Origin of the sequence: Pseudoalteromonas sp. PPB1, assembly GCF_015356275.1 — a bacterium.
Lineage (GTDB): Bacteria > Pseudomonadota > Gammaproteobacteria > Enterobacterales > Alteromonadaceae > Pseudoalteromonas > Pseudoalteromonas rubra_D.
The window spans coordinates 1-23,630 of the sequence record NZ_JACEQV010000021.1; the positions used below are offsets into that span (position 1 = coordinate 1).

General features: G+C 45.1%; 20 protein-coding genes. 17 read left to right on the plus strand and 3 right to left on the minus strand.

What is annotated here, in order from left to right; translation table 11 throughout:
* From IY568_RS18355 to IY568_RS18410, 12 genes are all read left to right on the plus strand, one after another.
* Positions 1 to 332: integrase core domain-containing protein (locus IY568_RS18355; RefSeq protein ID WP_194868353.1), on the plus strand; the 332-nt coding region annotated here is incomplete at its 5' end.
* 92 nt (positions 333 to 424) lie between these two features.
* Positions 425 to 4,582 (plus strand): hypothetical protein, encoded by a 4,158-nt coding sequence (locus tag IY568_RS18360; RefSeq protein WP_194868354.1) that lies wholly within the window; start codon positions 425 to 427, stop codon positions 4,580 to 4,582.
* Between the two features lie 1,508 nt (positions 4,583 to 6,090).
* Positions 6,091 to 7,068, plus strand: a complete 978-nt coding sequence (locus IY568_RS18365) for a hypothetical protein (protein ID WP_125559084.1) — start codon at positions 6,091 to 6,093, stop codon at positions 7,066 to 7,068.
* Between the two features lie 12 nt (positions 7,069 to 7,080).
* Entirely contained in the window at positions 7,081 to 8,118 is a 1,038-nt protein-coding gene (locus IY568_RS18370; RefSeq protein WP_194868355.1) for a radical SAM/SPASM domain-containing protein, read from the plus strand.
* Complete coding sequence (locus IY568_RS18375; RefSeq protein ID WP_194868356.1) at positions 8,102 to 8,530, plus strand: hypothetical protein; 429 nt, start codon at positions 8,102 to 8,104, stop codon at positions 8,528 to 8,530. Before IY568_RS18370 ends, IY568_RS18375 begins: the two co-directional genes overlap by 17 nt.
* Before the next feature lie 173 nt (positions 8,531 to 8,703).
* Complete coding sequence (locus IY568_RS18380; RefSeq protein ID WP_228553444.1) at positions 8,704 to 8,901, plus strand: hypothetical protein; 198 nt, start codon at positions 8,704 to 8,706, stop codon at positions 8,899 to 8,901.
* A 664-nt stretch (positions 8,902 to 9,565) separates the two neighbouring features.
* Positions 9,566 to 10,738 carry a MerR family transcriptional regulator gene (locus tag IY568_RS18385; protein WP_194868358.1) on the plus strand — a complete coding sequence of 391 codons (1,173 nt, stop codon included), beginning with the start codon at positions 9,566 to 9,568 and terminating at the stop codon, positions 10,736 to 10,738.
* 110 nt (positions 10,739 to 10,848) lie between these two features.
* Complete coding sequence (gene gmk / locus IY568_RS18390) at positions 10,849 to 11,472, plus strand: guanylate kinase (protein ID WP_125559074.1); 624 nt, start codon at positions 10,849 to 10,851, stop codon at positions 11,470 to 11,472.
* 164 nt (positions 11,473 to 11,636) lie between these two features.
* Entirely contained in the window at positions 11,637 to 11,912 is a 276-nt protein-coding gene (gene rpoZ / locus IY568_RS18395) for a DNA-directed RNA polymerase subunit omega (protein WP_010383499.1), read from the plus strand.
* Positions 11,913 to 12,171: 259 nt separating this feature from the next.
* Positions 12,172 to 14,274 carry a bifunctional GTP diphosphokinase/guanosine-3',5'-bis pyrophosphate 3'-pyrophosphohydrolase gene (gene spoT, locus IY568_RS18400; protein ID WP_010383500.1) on the plus strand — a complete coding sequence of 701 codons (2,103 nt, stop codon included), beginning with the start codon at positions 12,172 to 12,174 and terminating at the stop codon, positions 14,272 to 14,274.
* Between the two features lie 10 nt (positions 14,275 to 14,284).
* Positions 14,285 to 14,677, plus strand: a complete 393-nt coding sequence (locus IY568_RS18405) for a RidA family protein (protein ID WP_010383501.1) — start codon at positions 14,285 to 14,287, stop codon at positions 14,675 to 14,677.
* Positions 14,678 to 14,908: 231 nt separating this feature from the next.
* A complete protein-coding gene (locus IY568_RS18410; protein WP_138539327.1) occupies positions 14,909 to 16,519 on the plus strand; it encodes a DUF342 domain-containing protein in 1,611 nt (536 codons plus the stop codon).
* 42 nt (positions 16,520 to 16,561) lie between these two features.
* Here the strand turns inward: IY568_RS18410 and asnA are convergent, their stop codons facing one another.
* Positions 16,562 to 17,557 carry an aspartate--ammonia ligase gene (gene asnA / locus IY568_RS18415; RefSeq protein ID WP_125559070.1) on the minus strand — a complete coding sequence of 332 codons (996 nt, stop codon included), beginning with the start codon at positions 17,555 to 17,557 and terminating at the stop codon, positions 16,562 to 16,564.
* Between the two features lie 179 nt (positions 17,558 to 17,736).
* On the opposite strand from asnA, the gene asnC reads away from it, so the two are divergent.
* The 3 genes from asnC to recG are packed head-to-tail and all read left to right on the plus strand — an operon-like array spanning position 17,737 to position 21,033.
* Positions 17,737 to 18,195, plus strand: coding sequence for a transcriptional regulator AsnC (asnC, locus tag IY568_RS18420; protein WP_010383506.1), 459 nt, complete (start codon positions 17,737 to 17,739; stop codon positions 18,193 to 18,195).
* 52 nt (positions 18,196 to 18,247) lie between these two features.
* On the plus strand, positions 18,248 to 18,946 hold the full coding sequence (gene trmH, locus IY568_RS18425) for a tRNA (guanosine(18)-2'-O)-methyltransferase TrmH (protein WP_010383507.1): 699 nt from the start codon (positions 18,248 to 18,250) through the stop codon (positions 18,944 to 18,946).
* Between the two features lie 2 nt (positions 18,947 to 18,948).
* Positions 18,949 to 21,033 (plus strand): ATP-dependent DNA helicase RecG, encoded by a 2,085-nt coding sequence (recG, locus tag IY568_RS18430; RefSeq protein WP_194868359.1) that lies wholly within the window; start codon positions 18,949 to 18,951, stop codon positions 21,031 to 21,033.
* Positions 21,034 to 21,050: 17 nt separating this feature from the next.
* Here recG and IY568_RS18435 read toward each other — a convergent pair whose 3' ends face one another.
* Positions 21,051 to 21,446 carry a VOC family protein gene (locus IY568_RS18435; RefSeq protein WP_125559067.1) on the minus strand — a complete coding sequence of 132 codons (396 nt, stop codon included), beginning with the start codon at positions 21,444 to 21,446 and terminating at the stop codon, positions 21,051 to 21,053.
* Positions 21,447 to 21,459: 13 nt separating this feature from the next.
* Here IY568_RS18435 and IY568_RS18440 point away from each other — a divergent pair, with 13 nt between their 5' ends.
* Both IY568_RS18440 and IY568_RS18445 read left to right on the plus strand, forming a co-directional pair.
* A complete protein-coding gene (locus IY568_RS18440; RefSeq protein ID WP_194868360.1) occupies positions 21,460 to 21,735 on the plus strand; it encodes a ribbon-helix-helix domain-containing protein in 276 nt (91 codons plus the stop codon).
* 134 nt (positions 21,736 to 21,869) lie between these two features.
* Positions 21,870 to 22,553, plus strand: a complete 684-nt coding sequence (locus IY568_RS18445; RefSeq protein ID WP_194868361.1) for a hypothetical protein — start codon at positions 21,870 to 21,872, stop codon at positions 22,551 to 22,553.
* A gap of 92 nt (positions 22,554 to 22,645) precedes the next feature.
* Here IY568_RS18445 and galU read toward each other — a convergent pair whose 3' ends face one another.
* The gene (gene galU / locus IY568_RS18450; protein ID WP_125559063.1) at positions 22,646 to 23,521 is read right to left on the minus strand and encodes a UTP--glucose-1-phosphate uridylyltransferase GalU; all 876 of its coding nucleotides are present in this window, start codon (positions 23,519 to 23,521) and stop codon (positions 22,646 to 22,648) included.
* Positions 23,522 to 23,630: the final 109 nt, after the last annotated feature.

Consider the following 23,630-nt stretch of genomic DNA (forward strand, 5'->3'; position numbering starts at 1 on the left):
GAGGTCGGCCATCGGGCGTGTTGTTCCATTCTGATCAGGGCTGTCAGTATGTCGCCACAAAGTTCAGGCAAAAATTATGGCGCTATCGTATGACTCAAAGCATGAGTCGCAGGGGGAATTGTTGGGACAACGCCCCAATGGAAAGGCTATTTAGGAGTTTAAAAACAGAGTGGGTTCCGTCAACAGGCTATGATTCCTTCAAAGAAGCTGAAAGAGATATTAGTTACTATTTAATGAGCTACTACAACTGGCAAAGGCCGCATAGTAACAACGAAATGGTTGCGCCAGCAGTTGCGGAAGAAAAACTTTATTTACTGTCCGGGATTAGTTGACCACTACAATTCTTACTTTGAGTTTAATTTGTTGGAAATGCGCTATATTGTCGTTAGATTAGAATATTACACGGAATTAAAAAAAGGACTTCATGAGCAACTCGGGTGCAAAAGCAGCGTTAAAAGGTTATAGACTTCAGACTTTATACATTCTTCACGAAATTCTCCAATCTAGTGACTCTGAACTTATTTTTCAGCCCGAAGGCAACGAGGATTTAGCGGTCTACCAAGGCGAAAAAATAGTGAGGGCTGTGCAAGTGAAAGCTCTTAATGTCCCTCTTACCCTGTCCCATTTTATCGAGCCTGAAAAAACGGATACATTCATTCACCGTAGCTTGAATTTATTGAATGGTGAAGACTCCCCGAGAGTGGAAGTAATTAGCTTTGGTGAGATTGGGAATGAACTCGCAAGTGCATGGTCTAAATCAGATAAAAACAGAGAAGCCAACCAAAATAAGATTCGGAAAAAGTTAACCCACTTAAAAATATCCGATTCTCAAGTTGATCGACTATTTGAGTGTTTAGTTTGGCGCCCTGTTGCAGAAGACGAATTAAGTCAGGAGGTATCTAAACATCTTAGTAAAACGTTAACCTCCGGGTCAATTGAACATGCCTTGTCATTACTTACCTCCTGGTTATATGTAGCTTCTGAAAATAGAACAAAAATCACTCACGAAATGTTGTTTGAAAAGATCAGCTCGATTGGTCAATATTTTGCGGAGAGAGAGGCACACCATTTAGAGTGGTTTAAGTCTATAACTCCCTTAGAAAACAAAAAAAACAATGAAAACAATGAAAACAGAGGATTAGAAAAAGAGTTCTATCGAGGCGTTTCAACTAGGTTTAGCCACATTCAAGCCAATCTTGACACTATTAGACAAAGCCAATTAACAGTAATCGACAACAAGTTCGAAAACTCTCAAACTGTCATTGTTCACGGCGCTTCGGGCCAAGGAAAAACCACTCTAGCTTACCGTTACCTATATGAATACGTACCTGAATCATGGCGATTACAAATTAATTTCATAGAAGACCGAATTCACGCACAGTCAATAGCACTGGCTATTGCAGACCAATTAGCCATATTCGATGCAACTCTTTATTTGTATATCGATGTGACCCCAAGAGATCCTGACTGGACAGCCCTAGTTAAAGCTTTGCTTGAAAGGCCAAATATAAAAATCTTAGTATCAATCAGAGAGGAAGATTTAGCACGACAAAATATTTCAAACGACCAATTAGGTTTCCCAGGACTTGTTCAACTTAACCTTTCTCAAGAAGAAGCCAAACACATTTACTTTAACTTGATAGAAAAAGGAGTTGCTAAACCTTACCCTTCTTTTGAACAAGCTTGGTTAGGATTCGGTGGTAACGGATCTTTGTTGGAATATGTGTTCTTTCTTACTCAAACTGAGTCTCTTAGAGAAAAGCTTAGGAGTCAGGTTGGTCGTTTAAGAGCTGAAGTCAGAGAAAGCAAACTGGAAGCATCTGCAATTAAGCTTTTATCAGCCGCTGCCGTCGCAACCTCATATGAGGCCAGAGTAGACATTAAATCACTTGTAAAAACTGCTGAACTAAATGATCCTCAAGGCACTTTCAATTTGTTTGAAGATGAATATTTAATTCGCCTCTCAAATGATAAAACTTACATAGAAGCACTACACCCGATCCGTTCCAAACTTCTTTCCGAAGTACTAGCTGACCCAGCATTTTCACCTTGGATTGACTCAGCTCTTTTTGTAATGCCAAGTATTCCAGAAACAGATCTTGAAACGTTTCTCTTATATTCTTTTGTTGAAAACCCCTACGAGTTTCAGAAATTATTCGATGCTATCAAATCCCTTAATATTAAAACTTGGGAGGCTGTCGCTGGCATAGGCCGAGCTTTATTATGGTTTGGTATTCGCAATCATGTGATAGAAAATAAAGAAGTTATTAACGCTGCCAGATTGCTCGCAGGAAATGATGGCTGGTCACTGCTTCTCCAAAATGATATTGGGGGGGCAATTGAAAAAGATCCAGTGGAAGACTTACTAGATATTCTTGCTAAAGATAATCCAACAGCACTTAATAACGCTAAAACTATACGAAAACAGCTCAGTGACCCAGAACCAATCTATCAATATCTTAAGGAATGGCTAATTCATACTTCTAATAGTCTTTTAGAGCCTAATAGCAGCAGTAACTGGTCTGGGATGGGCGAGGTGTTATTATGGATGGGAAGATTCGATATTGCTAATGAGCTAAATCTAAATTGGTTACTGTCGATTGATATTGAAAAGACATTTGAAGATATTTTGCCCTTATCAGACTTAACTATAGGGCTATTCTATTTTTCCCCTAGTTTATATCTATCATTTGTAAATATTAATAAGCAGAAAATCACTTCACTCTTTCAAAAGTCAACGAAGACTATATGGCTCGAAGAAAAACAGAATAATCCGACTGCTCACTATATTATCCCCGATGCCAAAATTAACTCAGATCAACATACAGATCTTCCCCTACATGAGATGTCAGGAGCAAGGGCGACAATATTAAGAAAACTATTCCCAGAACAAGAAAAGTACGGTACTCAAGGCTACGGTCACCAAAATATATTGATGGACTTACCACTTGATGAGAGCTGCAAAAACATTATTAAATCAGCATTACCCTTACCGCAATTTGTGAGTGTTAACTCAACATGGGCAAATTATGCAGATTACATTTTTAGACCGGATGATTGGCAAGAGTACGTAAACAACATCTTATCGATCAGGGAACAAATCGTAACGGGATTAACGACATTAAATAAAACGCTAATCTCGTATTTTAAGAAAAAGAAATCCCAAGCTCTGGTAGGTACCGGAAAAATAGAGCCAGAATACTGGGAAAGTCTCGCAAAAATTAATTGGCAATTAGCAAAGTTACCGAAACTTGCGGTCGACCCATGGGGTATAACAAGCGACGGTACGCTGAACGACCACAAAGAGCGGGATAAAAACACTGCCAATTATATATCAATGCAAGATGACTCAAAAAGTTTTAGAAAATCACTCGGCGATTATGTCTTCCCTTTCACTAACTTTGTTAGTCAATCTCATTTCATCTTAATTTTTAATGGGCTTATAGGTCGATTACCGGAAGAACAACATGATGACTTATACAAAAGATCAGAAGCGTTAGGCCATCCATTCGATGAGCATAAAATTCACCTTTCGTGCGTCAATTTTAATGATGCTCACAGACGCTTAGAGCGATTTCAACATGAATTTAGAATGCTTTTTAATGGGCTTATTCCTCACCAAAAACTTTACCAACTAGAAAAGAAAGAAACGGAGAAATATCACAAAGCCTGGGCACTCTGGTACCAATTTTCCCATCATCCCCAAAAATACTGGAAAGACACTCCTGACATCAGAGCTTCGGCAATTATAACTCTTTTAAAAAATGATTTACTTAATTCAATTAAGTCATTGCTAAACAATATTTCTCACGATGACCTAACTGTATCAATTATAAATGAGTGTTTTGAATACCAAGGTACGAATGCACTTTTGATTCAGGTCGAAATTCAAGGTTTAGAGGATATGGAAAATGCCTTTATCAACACAGTTGAAGCATTAACGAAAGCAGTTAGACCAGTAAACTTTACCGACCTTAAATATTTTTTTCTGGCAGATTTGTGGGATAATTTTGTTATTGTACCCACGAAAAATGGCCATGCTATATCGAATTCGGCATGGGTAATTTTAGCAGCAAGCTTTGTTGGAGATAATCCTGTAATCAATGAAGATAAACCATACCTCTATTTGCCTCGTCCACTTGCCGCTAAAGAGCTGATTCACTTAGGAATCAAAAAGAAAGAAACAGGCCAAGCTAAAATATTAGAAGATTTAGAGCGCGAAATAGGCAGTATCTTCGCAATAATAAACCATATGCACTGCTTTGAAGTCCTTGTGCCAAACGTAAATAAAACCGGTATTGAGGTGCTAGAAAGCTACTTATCTTTTTTGCTTGAGCCACTTACACAGAACATAAAAATGGCTGGGAACCTTATAGAAAAAACTAGAGAAAATATTAGTGAAGACGATATAGCACTACTTGTTGTATTAGACGAATGCGAGCAAGCAATTCAACCTTATGAAGAATCAGAAAATAACAAAATAGAAATTAATTTGAGTGACTGTAGAGTGTGGGCTGAATTACTTGTCGAAGCATTAGGTCAATTGCAAACTTTAAAAATGAATATGGCAGCCTCAGTCTGAACTAATTCAACTAATTTAATTCAGACAGATTAACTCATAGAGTATCACTGGTGCCGAAATTTGTTCGCTAACACATTTACTTTTGGGATAAGCTTAAGTTATTAGGTTGACTATTGCTTGTTCTAACCGTTTGAACTGTAGCTAATCTATTGGCAAGCCAAGGTTCAGCATTTGATTGCAGCTCAAGTGGAGTATTGCCGTTATTAAGCAGCACTGTTTGCTCCAGACAAATATGTTTACTTTCACTAGAATAACACTCAGCACTTAAGATGCAATTTTTTAAGTTAAAATGATAAAATTACACATTAAGCCCTAAACCACTTCGTTCAAATCCTGTAAAGCCATAAATCGGAACCCCGCAAGCGGGGCCCCCTTGCTACGCAACCCTTCGGGCGATTTCTAGCTTGACTGGCTTTTCTCTACATAGTTCGTGTTGGCCATGAGGTATGGCGCGCCTTTAGGCGGCAAGCGCCTAAAACTTACCAACCTCATAGCGATAGGGGCTTATATGAAATCTATGGACTTTATAAACAAGGCTAAAAAAGTAGAATTTGCTGATATAGCAAGGTCGGCAAAGCCGATTGAACGTACCACTCTTAAACACGTTCGATCTAGCGATAAATGTTACCTGGTTAAAGCTGGCCGTAAGTTACAATTTTGGATCACTCGTGATGATTGCTTGTTGTCTGTGAATGCCTCTCTGCACTCACCATTTTGTGTTTGTACTGATGCAGATAGTTAGATATGTTTCCCATATCCCAACTTTCCCAGTTAGAAATTAAGCATTTTTTAATTTTTTTGATAAATTTTTTTTCGATTTTTTTATGGTGAGTACACTGGTGAGTAAGAGGGTTTCAAAACGGGCCAGAAACACATTGTAGGTCTTGATATAGTTGAATTTGTGAAATTTAAAACGATAAACAGATCCAGAATATTGAATAAGATTTTTTAAATATTTGGACTTACTTAAGCTTACTAAGCCCCTGTAAATAGGGGCTTTTATATTTCAGCAAAGTTTACGCCACCCTACTAGATTATAAATTCTCAGTGACTGTTCTGTCCGTACAGCTTTGCTGCGGCACTTATTACTGAATGGCTCTTCCAAAGTCTCTCGAATATAGGACATTGGTCACTTTTCAAGTCCACATATACTTAATTGTTACATCCTCATTTTGCTCAAATGAGTAAAATTCATCTCCTTTATTGTTGTTTTGACACTATGGTTCTGGCTAACAAATCCCTGTACTCGTCAAGCCGAAACTCTGCACGAAAATAGCATACCAGCATCAAGACCCTGGAAAACAACGCAACAACATTAAAAATAAATCCCCCTAGTAAACCTCTAATCACACATAAAGAAACCACATAAATTCACATAATCCAACAAGGATACCTGACTCAGAACATGTGAAATATTAATGACAAATATGTTTACTTTAAGTTACCTGGTAGCTAGTCTTGAATTTAGTTTTTCTAATATACTACTGTCACTCAAAGGAATTGTTCTTATGTCAAAACCATCAAAGAAAAAGTCATTAACGCTAGCTGGAGCATCACTAATCATCCCCGTCCAGGCTATTTCAAATGAAGGAAACACACTTTACGGTGTACCAGACAGCCTGAAAGAATCTGTCGAATTAAATGAAAGTAGTAATACGTTAAGGATAAAAGTCAAAGACTCACAGTTTTCAGATATTGAGAGCCAAATTGATGCACTTATACTACGATTATATGAAGATCCTGATTTCGCCTCAGACTTTTCTTTGAACAAGTCAGATATATATAGAAAAATGGGTATCAATGAGAAGCAGGTTGAGTCTGATCCGAACATTAAGTTATTAGAGCTAATATCTTTACCTGAATTCAGAAGCGCAACTCAAAGGCAGGACTTTGAGCAGCTCCTTTATATAATGATTGATAATGGATTGATAGGAAAAGACGACTTCAGCTCACTGGAAAATAAATACACAAGTTTCTTGCAAGAAAACAAATCAACATATGAAGAGCTGTTTAACAAAAATGGATTATCAAATTTATCTCAAATGCCCGGAAATTTAGACCCCCAAGCTTGTGTTACATGCATATCATTTGCAGCGGTTGCAGTGAACGTTGCCGCAGCCACAAATGTTGTAGCAGCTGTTGTTGCTGTTGTATACGCAGCGGTGTATGTATGGGGAAGCCCCTGTGATGGTGCACCTGAAAGCCTTGAAGATAATAATAGGTTTGGAAGCGTCGCTTTAACAGATAAAAACATTGCGAACAACACAAGTACAGCTTTAAATGCAGCACATTTAGCGGGGATGAATGGGTTTGAGAAATATATATACAGAGATCTTGCCAAGCTAGAAATAAAAGCATTTTATAACGCGGCATTCAATATTGGCTTAATTGAAAATGAAGAGACTCTTGCACTCATAATAGAAGGCGCATTGAGGGAAGTTGACTCCTCCATTGAAGTTTCAAAGCATATCGAAAAATGCCAATAGGTAGGTATAAGAATGGCTATACCATCACCAAAAACACTCACAATACTGCCAACCTACCGCTGCACAGCGGCATGCAAAGAGTGCTGTTTTGAATCGAACCCAAACTTGAAGTCAAGACTAACTCTGGAAGAAATGTCCAGCTGCATTAATGAAGCTGTATCTACATTTCCTCAACTTGAAAACGTTGTGTTTAGTGGAGGAGAGTGCTTCACATTAAAAGATGATTTATTTAGCTCAATTTCTCTGGTTTCATCTTATGGTTTAAAAAGCAGATGTGTCACCAATGGTTACTGGGCCAAGAAAGAAAGTAGCGCTATGAAAATAGCGAAAGCACTTTCAGATTCTGGTTTATATGAAATTAATTTCAGCACGGGCTTGGATCATCAGGAATATGTAGATGAAAAGTCAATCATAAATGCTGTTAAAGCTTGTGCAAGCTTTAATATAACACCGCTAATAATGGTTGAAAAGGACTCTGAAGACTCCAGATGTAGAGCATCTCTTGAAGAAAATGCAGAAATTAAATCTTTATTAGATAACAATAAGCTCACAATAAGTAGTAATACATGGATGCCTTTTCAAAAAGATTATGTTGATCGAGGATTCCAAATTTCACCTGAAGAACTTGAGACAGGGTGCAATCAGGTTTTTGAGAATATCGTCATTACACCACACGGCAGGGTTTCAAGCTGCTGCGGACTGACATTCGAACATATAAAAGAGATGAAGATTGGCCACATTTTCGAGAATGAGTTTTTAAAAAAAGCTCACCAATCGCAACTCGAAGACTTTTTGAAAATATGGATAAAGATAGATGGTCCTGCTAAAATCATTTCCCTACTCATGGGTGACGATTACGCTGAAAGCAATATTGGGACCGTCAGCCATAATTGCCAGGCTTGTGTATACTTGCACAAAGATAAACAAATAATCGCTAAGCTAAAGCAAAGGTATGCGGAATTTTTGCCGAGTGTGATGTTCAGGTATAAGGCTAAGATTCGAGTAGACTCACGTTTAGAGCATAGGAGCAGACATGGAAGATTATTATAATGTTCAGTATGGCTTTTCATTTTTATATATAATTTGCCTAGTTATTTTCATTGCGCTCTTTATAATAAAAACAAGTACTATTACATCATACTTTTTATTTGCTATCTCTGTAGCAATTGCTGTGAACTTTTATAGTCTAAGCATAACTATTGCAAATAGCACAATAAGCTGGAGGATGGGAATTGGTTTTATTTCAGGTACTGTTGATATTGAGCAAATTGAACACGTTGACTCCGTAACTAACCCTTGGTATTCAGGCTGGGGGATCAGAGAGATTAGCAATGGTAAACTCTACAATGTGTCAGGGTTTGAGGCCGTGCATATCACATTAAAGAATGGTAAGAACATTCGTTTGGGAACAAATGAACCCGACAAACTTCAATCTGCGATCCAAAATCAGCTACCTCAATAACTAACGTGGCAACAACCCTTAATCCCTTCCCTGGTTTTGTGGTGAGTTCAAATAAGTGTTCTCACCCAAAGCCCAGTATTCATAGTAGAAGAGCTCTTCCATTCGAAGCGTAAAATGGATTAAAAACTAAGCTAATCGAATACCTCAATATATCGCCATTGCAGAAATACGTAGTGATTAGTCAGGATGTCACCGACGAGACCGTTTACCGCAAACGCGATGACTGTCGCTCTGTGCATCACTTTATAGGCGAAGAGATACACTTTGACTCCATTGACTTCACGATTGCGGTTGAGGATATCTACCAGCGCGTACAAAACGAAGATATGCAAACCTATCTGGCAGAGCAAAACGCCGCTGACCCCGGGTAATTTGTTTGAATGCCATCCGTTAACGACTGGTTTCTTATGCAACTCTCCCAAACTGAAGCACTATTACATTGTCCAGTGCGATCTCTACTTCGCAGCCAATTTATGTATATCTTCATGAAAAAAGCGCTGAATGCACTTTTTGTTTTAGCAATTAAGCAGGCTTTAGCCACCACAGCTCTTTTTCGGATCCGGGTGAGCCACCTGGACTCTGTCTGGTAAATCAGGGCTCCCCCATGAACCATGCACTTTTTTCAGGCTTTCTGTTTGTAATTGCTTCATATTGCCTGACATCCTCCATTCGTCGTTATTTAGATGGATTACCCGCCCTCTGCATAATGATGTCGATTACTATCATAAACGTTATTCTCCAAAGGTATCGCCCAAATTTTTAGTTTCCTGCTCGCTAATAAGCCTTTTCACGTTCTACAAATTACTCTCTGGAATTTGCCGTCATTGAGTACGCAAATAACGCTAAACTAATTCATCATGTGAAACAGCAACATCAGTTTATCTCGCACATATAGCTTGAGCGGCAAACCTTACTCTTTCTTTGCCCTCGCCCATTGACCTGTCTATAACTTCATAGTTTATCGTTTTCGTTTGTTACAGCCTGACTGCGCTTATTTTTGGCCAGTCTGGCATACATAAAGAGGAGCCGGATTTAATGTATCGGATTTCGGAATTGGCGGCACAACTGGGTTTAACGCGTTCTACTTTGTTGTATTACGAAAAGCGCGGGTTGATCTGTGGCAGCCGGGCCAGCAATGGTTATCGGGTTTATAGCGAGCTGGACTTACAAAAGCTCAGACTACTGCAGCAACTACAGGCTGGCGGACTGACGCTGAGTGAATGCAAACAGGCGCTGGAGGCCAGGCTAGATCGCACTGTACTCAGCAACAGGCTCGCTGAGCTGGAAACCGAAATTGCACATAAGCAGCAGGCGCATACTTTGTTGTCTGCGCTGCTTGGGCGCGGTTCACTGCGCGACTGGCATGCACAGGCCGATAAACTGGCACCCGATGCACACAGAAACTGGCTTGAACAACAGGGGTTTGATGAACAACAAACCCTGTACTTAAAATGGTTATCAAAAGACATGAACGAACACGATACTTATATGGCCGACTTTATGGCGGTCTTTCATCGGCTGGAACGCTGGGGACCCGGCAGTAATACCGATACACGCAAGGCGTTAACGCACATTCCTTTTGCACCACACACCGTGCTGGATATTGGCTGTGGTAAGGGCTTTGCTACTGAGTTACTGGCACAACAGACACAGGCGCAGATCACGGCAGTGGATAATGAAGCTCAGGCAATCGACAGTCTGGCGGCGCGACTAAAACACGCGGAACTGGATAAGCGCGTCACCCCCCTGTGCGCCAGTATGACCGCACTGCCCTTCCAGAGCGGCAGTTTTGATCTGCTCTGGGCTGAAAGCTCCGCCTATATAATGGGCTTTGAAGCGGCGCTGAATGCCTGGCGCCCGCTTCTGCGTTCAGCCGGTTGCCTGATGGTCAGCGATCTGGTGTGGTTAAACGAGACGCCCTCTCAGGAGGCAATCACCTTCTGGCAACAGGAATACCCGGATATGCAAACAGTTGCTGTACGGCTCGCACAGATTGAGCAGGCCGGTTTTCGGGTCTTGAGCCACTTTACGCTGAGTGAGCAGGCCTGGGCAGACTATTATGGACCACTCAAAGCTGAAGTTGAACAACGACTGAGCCACCAGCCAGATTCCGCTGCGCTTCAGGACATGGCCCGGGAAATTGCCATCTACGAGCGTTACCTGGGCGAGTTCGGCTATCAAATGTTTGTGCTGCAACGCAGCGATTGAACACGGTGAGGCTGGTAAGTTAGGTGATATGGCTTTAAAATAACTCTTTTGGACAACCAGCGGTGTGGCCACATTCACATCGCTGTACTGCAACCCTATAGGTCTGACGTATGCCACATCAAAATCGCGGTAATTTGTTTATTCTTTCAGCGCCCTCTGGTGCCGGAAAGTCAAGTTTGATTAAAGCCCTGCTGGAAAGACAAGATAAAGTCAGGGTCTCGGTGTCACATACAACTCGCGCGCCTCGCCCAGGTGAGAATAATGGCGAGCACTACCACTTTGTTTCTGTGGATGAGTTTAAAACACTTATCAACCAGAATGACTTTTTCGAATGGGCGCAGGTTTTTGATAACTACTACGGCACCTCTAAACAAGCCATCGAAAACCAGCTTGCACAAGGTATTGACGTATTCATGGACATTGACTGGCAAGGTGCCCGTCAGGTTCGTGAACTGCTGCCTGAAGTAAAAACCATCTTCATTCTGCCGCCGTCAAAGCAGGCACTGGAAGAGCGTTTAAACAACCGTGGGCAGGACTCTCAGGAAATCATTGCCTCGCGTATGGAGCAGGCCAAATCTGAATGCTCTCACTACAATGAATTCGACTACCTGCTGGTCAACGATGACTTTGAGACTGCCCTGAATGAACTGGAGCACATCGTCGTGGCTGCACGTCTGGAGCTGAAAAAGCAACAGGTGAGCCAGCAGGCTTTGATAGCAGAACTGCTGAAGTAAGTCACATCCGCGGCTGACTGTTCCGTGTTTCGCACTGGCTGCAAAGATTGCAGCCACGTAAAGCCGTAACGACCCGATATTTTTTAACCATGTACTTGGCGAATCCGGCGCTTTTTAGTAGACTAGCCCTTTGCTAAATGTATTGAATTTTTTGGAGTGCTTCGATGGCTCGCGTAACAGTAGAAGACGCAGTAGATAAAATTGGTAACCGTTTCGACCTAATTCTTGTTGCAGCGCGTCGCGCTCGTCAGATTGCAGTCGGTGGTAAAGACCCTCTGGTTGAAGCTGAAAATGACAAGCCAACCGTAATCGCATTGCGCGAGATCGAAAAAGGCATGGTCACCAGCGATTCACTGGACATGATCGATCGCGAAGAGCAACAAACTCAGGAAGCTGCAGAGCTTGCTGCTGTTGCTGCAATTGTGGGTGGCAATCGCTAATCCACTGCGACCAGTACGACGATAACGCAGCTTTATAGCTGGCGTTATTGTTTCTGCAGCACAGGCCACTGAACACCTCTATCTAGACTAATAAATGTGTTAGTCGATTGGCTTCGACGTCAATTCATCGTATATTCAGTACTTAACTTATTATTAATACCAATCAAATGTCATACCAACCAAGGTAAAGGTGTTATAGCCTGACTGCAGGTAGGTTAATACGCATTTGATATAACTTCGCTGGAACATTGGAGTGTGAATGTATCTGTTTGAAGGCTTAAAGAAAAAAATATCAGAGTATCTGTCACCCGAAGATGTGGAACTGGTGCAAAAAGCCTACGTGGTTGCCCGCGAAGCGCATGAAGGGCAAACCCGCTCCAGCGGCGAGCCTTATATTACTCACCCGGTTGAAGTCACCCAGATCCTGGCCAGCATGAAGCTGGACCACGAAACACTGATGGCAGCATTGATGCATGATGTGATTGAAGACACCGACTTCAGCCAGACCGATCTGGCCGAAATCTTCGGTGATACAGTTGCCGAACTGGTGGCGGGTGTCAGTAAGCTGGACAAACTCGACTTTAAAGATAAAAAAGAGTTTCAGGCCGAAAACTACCGTAAAATGATCATGGCCATGACCCAGGATATCCGGGTGATCCTCATCAAACTGGCCGACCGCACCCACAACATGCGCACGCTGGGCTTTTTACGTCCGGAAAAACGCCGCCGGATAGCCCGTGAAACCCTGGAGATCTTCGCGCCTATCGCCAATCGTCTTGGTATCCATGACATTAAGAACGAACTTGAAGACCTTGGCTTTGCGGCCTTATACCCGATGCGTCACAGAGCACTAAAATCAGAAGTGGCCAAAGCGCGGGGTAACCGTAAAGAAGTGATCAGCAATATCCAGTCAGAGATAGAGTCTCGTCTGGAAGAAGCTGGCATTGATGCATCGGTCAGTGGCCGTGAAAAGCACCTGTACAGCATTTATAAAAAGATGCTCAACAAAGAGCTGCTGTTCAACGAAGTGATGGACATTTACGCTTTTCGCATCAACGTCAACAGCATAGATACCTGCTACCGGGTATTGGGTGTGGCACACAACCTGTATAAGCCCATAGAAACCCGTTTTAAAGACTACATTGCTGTACCTAAGACCAATGGTTATCAGTCACTGCATACCTCTTTGGTTGGGCCGCACGGTATTCCAGTGGAGATCCAGATCCGCACCCATGATATGGATCACATGGCTGATAAAGGGGTTGCGGCGCACTGGATGTACAAAAAGTCTGGCGACACAGCGGGCCATACCGCACAGCAACGTGCCAGACAATGGATGCAAAGCCTGCTTGAATTGCAACAAAGTGCCGGTTCATCGTTTGAATTTGTCGAAAACGTAAAGACCGAGCTGTTCCCGGAAGAAATTTATGTCTTTACGCCGGATGGCCGCATCATCGAATTACCCATGGGTGCAACGGCTGTCGATTTTGCCTATGCCGTTCATACCGACGTAGGGAACACCTGTGTTGGCGCGCGCGTCAACCGTAAGCCTTATCCGCTCAGCAAAGCGCTGGACACAGGGCAAACTGTCGAGGTGATCACCAGCTCTGGCGCGCACCCCAATGCCACCTGGTTAAACTTTATTGTCACAGGTAAAGCGCGTCTGGGCGTACGTAATTACCTTAAGAGCCAGCACCAGGAAGAGTCTATCCTGCTGGGTCGACGCTTACTTGACTCCGCACTGGGTGAGCATAAGCTGGATGATATTCCAACCGAACAGATAGACAGAGTACTGGAAGAGCATGACCTGAATACCGTGCTTGAGCTGTTAGTGGAAATTGGCAACGGCAACATCATGAGTATGCTGGTTGCAAAACGCCTGCTACAAGCCGATGATGAAATCGAGAGCCTGGCACAAAAAGCCAAAGCGCCGATCATTGGTACAGAGGGTATGCTGGTGACTTATGCCAAGTGTTGCCGGCCTGTCCCGGGTGATGACATCACCGCCTATGTTAGCCAGGGCAAGGGCTTAATGGTCCACCGTCAGGAATGTAAAAACATTAAAGGCTGGCAAAATGAACGTGCCAAGTACTTTGTGGTAAAGTGGGAAGATAACCCCGAAAAAGAATACATCGCAGCACTGCGGGTTGAGATCATCAACCACCAGGGTGCGTTGGCCAAATTAACCAATGTGGTTGCAAGCACACAAGCCAATATAGTGGAGATTGCAACCGAAGAAAAAGAGAGCAACCTGTACGTGATTGATCTGGGTGTTACCGTCAAAGACAGGATCCACGTTGCAAATATTATGCGCCGGATCCGGGTAATGCCAGATGTACAACGTGTAACCAGGAAGCGATAAAGGAAAGACAATGAATAAAGCCATTATTTCAACCGATCAGGCGCCGGCAGCAATCGGCACCTACAGTCAGGCAGTTAAAGTCGGTACGGCGGTTTACCTTTCGGGGCAGATCCCTTTGGTGCCTGAAACAATGGAAGTGATCTCAGAAGACTTTGCAGAGCAAACACAACAGGTATTTAAAAACCTGACTGCCGTGTGTGAAGAAGCGGGCGGCCAATTGCAGGACATGGTCAAGGTCAATATCTTCCTGACTGACTTAAGCAACTTTGCTACCGTCAATGAGATCATGAGTCAGCACTTTAAAACGCCCTACCCGGCGCGTGCTGCTATCGGCGTAAAAGAGCTGCCTAAGGGCGTACAAATTGAGATTGATGGCATCATGGAGCTGCCTTCAACCAACTAAGACACCGAGTGTATTAGTTATATTACTCAAGCCCGCTTAATGCGGGCTTTTACTTATCTGTACAATGATTTTTCATGCGCTTAACTTTGATCTTAAACACTTGACCGCATACTATTAATTTAGCAATCTGGTGTTATACGAAGCACTTTGTGCAATCTTGGTAACGCCGCATTTTTTGGCAATTTGAGGTATTCATTATCGTAGTTGGTTTAAAGCAATAAGGATAAGCCTGTGTTTAAACTCGCAAAAAATGGCAATATATTGATGGACGTCGCGGCTGCGTCGCCCCCCAGTGCAGCGTTTGTGGTTGAAGCACTCGAGCGCTCACCCTATGCTGACTGCGCAATTGATCATGAATCCATTGCAGCTTACTTCAAACAAGATACGCCTGTCACTCAGCTGATTGTGGCACAACAAAAAGATGCCCATATCGAAGTCGCATTGAGCGACGACAAAATGCAGGCCATCGCCAAACTCACCACCGCACAGGGTGGTAAAATGATCAGCCTGGAGGATGCCAAGCGCGCCATAGTCAAAGTCGGTGTCACCCGGGGCTACAAACAAGTCTATCTGGAAAACTTGCTCAAACAGCAACTGGAGTCTCTGCCAGGCACAGAAGTCACAGGCATCGTTGCTCAGGGGCGTCCGCCCGAAAATGGCATACCTGCCAAGCTGATGCCACATGTACAAACGCTTAAAGAACGCCTGAAACAACCCAAGTTACGTGAAGACGGCACCGTTGATATGCGCGATTTTGGCGCACTGGCCAGTGTTGCACCCGGCACCTTACTGGTCACGCAAAGGCCGGCAACCCCAGGCAAAGAAGGCTTTACGGTTACCGGAGACAGCATTGCACCTAAGCCCGGAGATAGCTTTCAGCTGGTTGCCGGTGAAGGTACCGAGATTTCCCCAACCAATCCCCTGCAGCTGATCTCAACCATTGCTGGTTGTCCGTCCGATGTGCCGAATGGCATGCGGGTAGACGATATCTTTACCATCAGTGACGTCAACGTACGCAGCGGCCACATTGAATTTAGCGGCAGTGTGCTGGTTACCCATAATGTCGACCCGGGCATGAAGATCAAAGCGCACGGCGATATCACCGTCATGGGGACCGTAGAATCGGGAGAATTAATTTCCGATGGCAACATCGAAGTACGTGGCGGTGTGATTGGTCACCTGGATCATCGCAACGACGATCAGGGGCTCACCTGCCGTCTGATTGCCAAAGGCGATGTCCAGATCACCCATGGTCAATACACCTATCTGGAAGGGCAGAATGTCTTTATCCAGAAACAAAGTAATCACTGTGATATCAAAGCACGTAACCTGTTACAGGTTGGCCTGGACGAATCCCCTAAGGGTAAGTTGGTCGGCGGCACCATTTTTGATGCCAAGATGCTGGTGGCGGGCGAAGTAGGCAGCAGCTCAGGTGCGACCATGGCTGTTTACCTGGCACGCAGTGGCATGGAGATAACGGAACGTACCGATCTGTGCCTTAAAGAACTGACTCTGACCGATGAGCAGATCACCAATCTGCAAAAAGCGGTCGAAAAAGCCGATAACGTAAAGGATGCTGAAAAGAAAAAAACCTTGCTGGCCAAAATCGGCGCGACACAAGAACACTATTGTAAGCAGGCCGAAGCGCTGGAACATCAGCTGTCAGAATTAGACCATACTCTGCATGATTTACTCGATAACACCCAGCTGGTGGTGAACACCTCTTTGCACTCAGGTGTCGAGATCCATATTTTCGATAAGGTCTATAAAACCACCCGCAGTTACCCGCCGTGTAGTGCCAGGTTGCTCGAAGGAAAAATAGAAATTGAATTTAAGATGTAAGGGAGCCCCTTGAGGCTCCCTTACTGTGTGTCGCCGTCGCCTCTAAAGTAACCCAGAAACTTCAGTTTTAACATGCTCAGGCCACACACCAACCTGGACCTGACCGATATGTTGCTTTTGTAATAACAACATCACCAAACGAGACTGACCAATACCACCCCCTATGGTTTGTGGCAATGCGCCGGCCAGCAGGCTCTGGTGCCAGTCCTGCTCTAACCTTTGTTCATCCTGCGTCAGACTCAATTGGCGTTGCAGGCTGTCCGGACATACCCGGATCCCCATAGAGGAAATTTCAAAGGCATCTTCGAGCACCGGGTTCCAGACCAGAATATCACCGTTCAACCCCTGATACTGCTCACACGTTGGCGTTGACCAGTCGTCGTAATCCGGTGCTCTGACATCATGGATTTTGCCATCTCCCAGTTCACCGCCGATACCAATCAGAAACACAGCGCCGTACTCCTGAGCAATCGCTTTTTCTCTTTGCTTAGCACTAAAGTCTGGATACATAAGGCGCAGCGCCTCACTGTGTACAAATGTGATTTGCTCCGGTAAAAACGGCGTCAGCCCATATTCAGAAGCCAGTTGCTGTTCAGTTTCACGGATCGCGCCATATAATGTACGAACTGTGTCTTTGAGCTTATCTAAAGAGCGTTCAGACTGTGCACAGATCACCTGCTCCCAGTCCCACTGATCAACATACACGGAGTGTATTGGGGATAGTTTGTCTTCATCCGGGCGCAACGCCTTCATATGTGTATACAACCCCTGCCCAGCTCCAAAGCCATAGTCACCAAGCGTTTTACGCTTCCACTTCGCCAGTGAGTGAACCACTTCATAATCGCTGTCGCTGAGCGTTTTAACTTTAACCTTCACCGCTTTTTCGGTGCCGCTGAGGTTGTCCTGAATACCATCTCCTACCTTTGCCAGGATAGGCGCCTGTACTTCGATCAGGCCTAACTTGTCAGTCAGTTGTTGTGAAAAAAGTGCTTTCGCACGCGCTATTTGTTGTTGTGTTTGCAGATACTGTTGCAACATATCGGTTTCCTCATTCCCAATGGTGTTGAATAACGGTGCAGGCTTGCTGCGTTAAATCTATCCTCAACAAAAATGAGTAAAGATTCAATAGTCCACAACAAAAACACCTTTACACTATTTTTTTCATCAAAAATTAGCTTTAATAATTGTTGAATCAATAATTAGCGTGCGAAATATCCATGGAAAATTATCAAATCGATAATCTCGACCGTTCTATCCTTCATGCCTTAATGGACAATGCCAGAACCCCCTACGCCGAATTGGCCAAGCGCTTTGCCGTCAGCGCGGGAACCATTCATGTGCGGGTCGAGAAAATGAAGCAAGCCGGTATTATAGTCGGCACACGGGTCAGCATAGATGCCAAGCAGTTGGGTTATGATGTCTGTTGTTTTATCGGCGTAAACCTCAAACATGCGCGGGATTACCCGGCTACCATTGAGCAGCTGGAAGGCTTTGAAGAAGTCGTTGAAGCCTATTACACCACAGGCAACTACAGCATTTTTATCAAAGTCATGGCACGTTCTATTGACCATCTGCAGGACGTGCTGATCAATAAGATCCAGACAATCGAGGCCATTCAGTCAACCGAGACCCTGATCTCCCTGCAGGCACCAATAATGCGCGAAGTAATGCCTTAGCGGGGTGCTTTTTGTTATAATCGCCGCAATTTTGTAGTTAAGAGCTGTAATGATGGAAGAAAACCGTTTTCAGCGCGTGAAGCGCATTTTGGATCAACGCCAGACTGATTTAACTGTGTGCCTGGATGAAGTCCACAAGCACCACAATCTGTCGGCCATAGTGCGTACAGCCGATGCGGTCGGCTGCCATCATGTTCATGCGGTATGGCCGCAGGAGCAAAGACGCCTGACCAATAACACCTCAGGTGGCAGTAAAAACTGGGTAGAAACCCATATGCACGATGACATCGATCAGGCCGTTGCCACTATCCGTGCACAAAATCCTGGGATCCAGCTGCTGGCCACCAATCTGAGTGATACAGCCGTGGATTTTCGTGAGATTGATTATACTAAGCCAACGGCCGTTATTGTGGGACAGGAGCGTCTGGGGATCTCAGACAGAGCGCTCGAACACGCCGATCAACACATCGTGATCCCAATGGCTGGTATGGTACAGTCATTAAATGTTTCGGTGGCTGCTGCATTGATCTTATATGAAGCACAGCGTCAGCGCGAAGCCGCAGGGCTATACCAGCGTAACGATATGCTCGACCCGGCAATTAAACACAAACTCTTGTTCGAAGGCTGTCACCCTATCATTGCTAATCGCTGTGTTGAAAAAGGCCTGCCCTACCCAGCTCTGGATGAGGTGGGTGAAATCGTGGCCGATGATGCTTTCTGGAACACACTGAAATTCAGTCAAAAAGGATAATTATGTCTCTTCCCAATTTAGCCCAGTACGCCATAACCGATCTCAAGGGAGTCGGCCCAAAGGCCGCAGAGCGGCTGGCCAAATTGGGGATCCGCAGTGTTCAGGATATGCTCTTTCATCTGCCACTGCGTTATGAAGACAGAGCTAGAACCTATCGCATCGCGGAATTGATGCCACATACCCATGTCAGTGTTGAAGGCGAAATCGAGCAGGCCAACATCACTTTCGGCAAACGCCGTATGCTGGTATGCCAAATCAACGATGGAACAGGCCGTATTACCCTGCGCTTTTTCAACTTCAGCGCCGCGCAGAAAAACACCATGCAGAGCGGCAAAATCATGCGCTGCTTTGGCGAAGTGCGCCGTGGCCGGGTCGGTCTGGAAATGGCTCACCCTGAATACAGTATTCGCGACGAGCTCAGTGAAACACCGCAAGGCGCGGATACACTCACGCCGGTTTATCCGACCACTGAAGGGCTAAAGCAACTAAGCATTCGAGCCATTGCCGAGCAAGCTATCGCATTGCTGCAAAAATATGATATTGAAGATCACCTGCCCGCTCAGTTCAGACCCAATCAGCTGAGCTTGAAAGAAGCCTTACTCACACTCCATCAGCCGCCTCAGGATGTGGCACTGGATCAGCTTGAACTCGGTCAGCACCCGGCGCAACAGCGGCTGGCGTTTGAAGAATTGCTGGCGCAAAACCTTAGCCTGCTGCAACTCAGACAGCAAGGTCAGGCCGTCAAGGCGGTATCGCTGCCGCCGAATAATATGTTAGAAACAGAGTTTCTGGCCCAGCTGCCCTTTAAACCCACTTCAGCACAAAGTCGAGTCGTGGCTGAAATTAAAGGGGATCTGCAACACCCTTTTCCAATGATGCGGCTGGTACAGGGTGACGTAGGCTCAGGTAAAACCCTGGTTGCAGCACTGAGCGCACTCACGGCCATTGCCAAAGGCTATCAGGTCGCTCTGATGGCCCCCACAGAGATTTTATCAGAGCAGCATAATATCAACTTTCAGAACTGGTTTGCCGCACTGGGCATAGAAGTGGTGTGGCTGGCAGGCAAGACCAAAGGCAAAGAGCGCGAGCGCGTGCTGGAACGCATCAGCTCAGGCCAGGCGCAAATGGTCGTTGGCACGCATGCACTGTTTCAGGAGCAAGTGCAGTTTAGTAATCTGGCCCTGATCATCATTGATGAACAACACCGTTTTGGTGTTCACCAGCGCCTGTCGTTACGCGAAAAGGGCAAGTTTAACGACTGCTACCCGCACCAGCTGGTCATGACGGCAACACCCATCCCACGCACGCTGGCGATGACTGCCTATGCCGATCTGGAAACCTCAGTGATCGATGAGCTACCACCCGGGCGCACACCAATCACAACCGTCGCCGTCCCGGATACTCGCCGCGATGAGGTGATTGAGCGTGTTCGACGTGCCTGTATCGAACAGCAGCGCCAGGTGTACTGGGTATGTACTTTGATTGATGAGTCCGAAGCTTTGCAATGCCAGGCGGCAGAAGATACCGCAGAACAACTCACCAAAGCGCTGCCCGAGCTCAATATCGCACTGGTTCATGGCCGTATGAAGGCACAAGAAAAGCAGCAGATCATGCAAGACTTTAAGCAGGCAAAAAGCCATGTGCTGGTTGCAACCACTGTGATAGAAGTCGGGGTAGATGTCCCCAATGCAAGCCTGATCATTATAGAAAATCCAGAGCGGCTTGGATTGGCACAACTGCATCAGTTACGAGGCCGGGTTGGCCGGGGAGACATCGCTTCGCATTGTTTGTTGCTTTATCATGCACCTTTGTCAGCAACAGCGCAAAAGCGCCTGGGCGTGCTGCGTGACAGTAATGATGGCTTTGTGATTGCCGAGCGGGATCTGGAGATCCGCGGGCCCGGAGAGGTCCTGGGCACTCGTCAGACGGGGCTGGCGGAACTGAAAATAGCCGACTTAAGCCGGGACAAAGTGCTACTACCACAAGTTCGCAGTCTGGCTTTTACTATACTCCAACAACACCCACAAGCCGTTGAGCCACTGGTCCAGCGCTGGTTGCCTGACCGCAGTGAGTTTGCCATGGCTTAGTCATAACTAAGCCAGAATTACCTAAACGTCTCAGAACGTTCAATGACTTCAATCTGATAGCCATCGGGATCGGCAATAAAGAAAAAGCGTGCCACCAGAGTATCGCCATTATAAAACGACTTCATCTCCTTAGGCTGGTAACCTAGCACCTCTGCCTTTGCATGCACAGGTGCTAAATCATCAACGACAACTGCTATATGACCATAGCCATTCCCCAACTCATATGGCTGCTGCGTATCATGATTCCAGGTCAGCTCCAGTTCAAACTCTGCTTCTTCATTCCCGAGATAAACCAGACTAAAGTGCTCAAACTCAATACGCCTGCGCTCGCCGAGTGCCAGTACATCATGATAAAATGCCAGAGATTTTTGCAGATCCATTACCCGAACCATGCTGTGAATGAGTTTTGCCATCAAGGAGTCCTCTATGTGTGAATTGTATGCCGCGGCCGATCCCGCCAGCTATGAAGTAATACGCCGCTCAATGCGGATTCAGGGGGCTGTGACCAGCCTGGCACTAGAGCGTCGGATCTGGGATCTGTTACAGGAGATCGCCACCAAAGAGCAGCTCAGTGTGGCCGAATTTGTTTCCACCCTCTATCAGGAAGTACTGATGCGTCAGGGGGAAGTAAAAAACCTTGCTTCTCTGTTGCGTATCACCTGTTTAACCTACTTATCCGATCTTACGTCTGATCGCCGCTAAAGGGGTAGTATCTGGTTACTACATTGACATTAGACTTTTGCTTATTAGCAAAAGCCGATACACTGATCTCGATTCATTCTTAGTAATCCTTTGAATTGTGTGAACTATTTAGGCACAAGGTATAGCGCAATCATATGAAATCTCATTTAGGCCGACGCGCATTTTCCAACATGGAGCTGTACACCCTGTTTAACGGCTACATTTATGGTGACGAAAAACAAAAGCGTGAGCAGCCAAAGCATTGGCACTTCTGGCTACCTGTGCTGGCATATTATACCGGGGCCTACAGTGACGAAATTGGCAACCTGACGCTCTCTGATATCAGTAAACAAGAGCAGGTTCGTGGCTTTACGTTTCATACACACGGTAAATTGCAGGCCCGGTTTGTACCGATCCATCCAGCCCTGTGGCATGCCGGATTACAAGATTATCTGCACTTTGTAGAACAACAAGGCCAGACCCGGCTAATGTTTGATTTGCCAGCCAAGTCGGGGCGCTTCAGTGAGAAAGTCAGGATCTGGTTTTCCGGAGAGGGCGAGCGTCTTGGCTATTTGCAAAAGTGCGGTCTGCCCAATGTGGATCAGCAAGGCATGAAAACTGCTATCAGTAGCCTGAGATTAAACTTTGAGCAGCAGATACACATCTCCGCCATTCAGCAGGGCAACAAAGCCGCTATGTTCTATCTACTGGGGCTGAAACAGGATGGCCAGATCCTCACTCAACCCAAAGCGCATCAGCTCAAACAAGTGCTTACGCAAGTCAGAGTCATTAACCCCAACATTCACTGGCAACGCTTTACAGAGCGTCATGGCCAATAACTTGGCAAGCTCTGTGCGCTCAACCTGTACCAGGTGCTAAACACACAAAAAACCCGACATTGAGTCGGGCTTTCGTATCATGGCGGATGAGGTTACAGTGCTTTTACGAACTCACTGAAATCTTCGCCCAGTTTTTCATCACGCATTGCGTACTGAACGATAGCTTTCAGATAACCCAGCTTATCGCCGCAGTCATGAGCCCGGCCACTCATGTGGAATGCTTCAACGGTTTCACTTTCCATAAGCATATCAATTGCATCAGTTAGCTGGATCTCGCCTCCGGCTCCCAATGGCGTACGCTCAAGCAAAGGCCAGATATTACGTGATAATACATAGCGACCCACAACGGCAAGGTTGGAAGGCGCTTTATCAACAGGCGGCTTCTCGACCATGTGATTGATTGGTGCACTCTCGCCAGGCTTTAGCTCAACGCCCTGGATGTCTGCAATACCGTACTTGTTGACGTCTTGTTGAGGAACCGGCTCAAGCATAATTTGACTTAGCTTAGTGTCTAAGAAACGTTTGACCATAGCCGCCAGGTTCTCATTACTTTGATCTGCCGTATACTCATCCAGGATCACATCAGGTAAGACAACCACGAAATCGTCATCACCAACAATAGGCTTTGCGCACAAGACCGCATGACCAAGCCCTTTTGCTTCGCCCTGCCTAACATGCATGATAGTAACGCCTTCAGGACAAATTGAACGAACCTCTTCCAGCAGAGTACGCTTAACCCGCATTTCCAGTGTTGCTTCCAGTTCAAAACTGGTATCAAAGTGGTTCTCAATCGCATTCTTTGACGAATGGGTCACCAAGACGATTTCGGAAATGCCCGCAGCTGCGCACTCTTTCACTATATATTGAATAAGAGGTTTATCGACTAAAGGCAACATTTCCTTGGGGATAGCCTTCGTCATAGGCAACATCCGCGTACCAAGTCCAGCTACAGGAATTACAGCTTTCATAGTTCATCCATTATTACATAAAATGGCGGAAGAATTTCTCACCATAAGAATAGTTGTGTGACAGAGTATTCTAATCGAATCCGCTGGCAGTGCAAGTTTAATAATATCC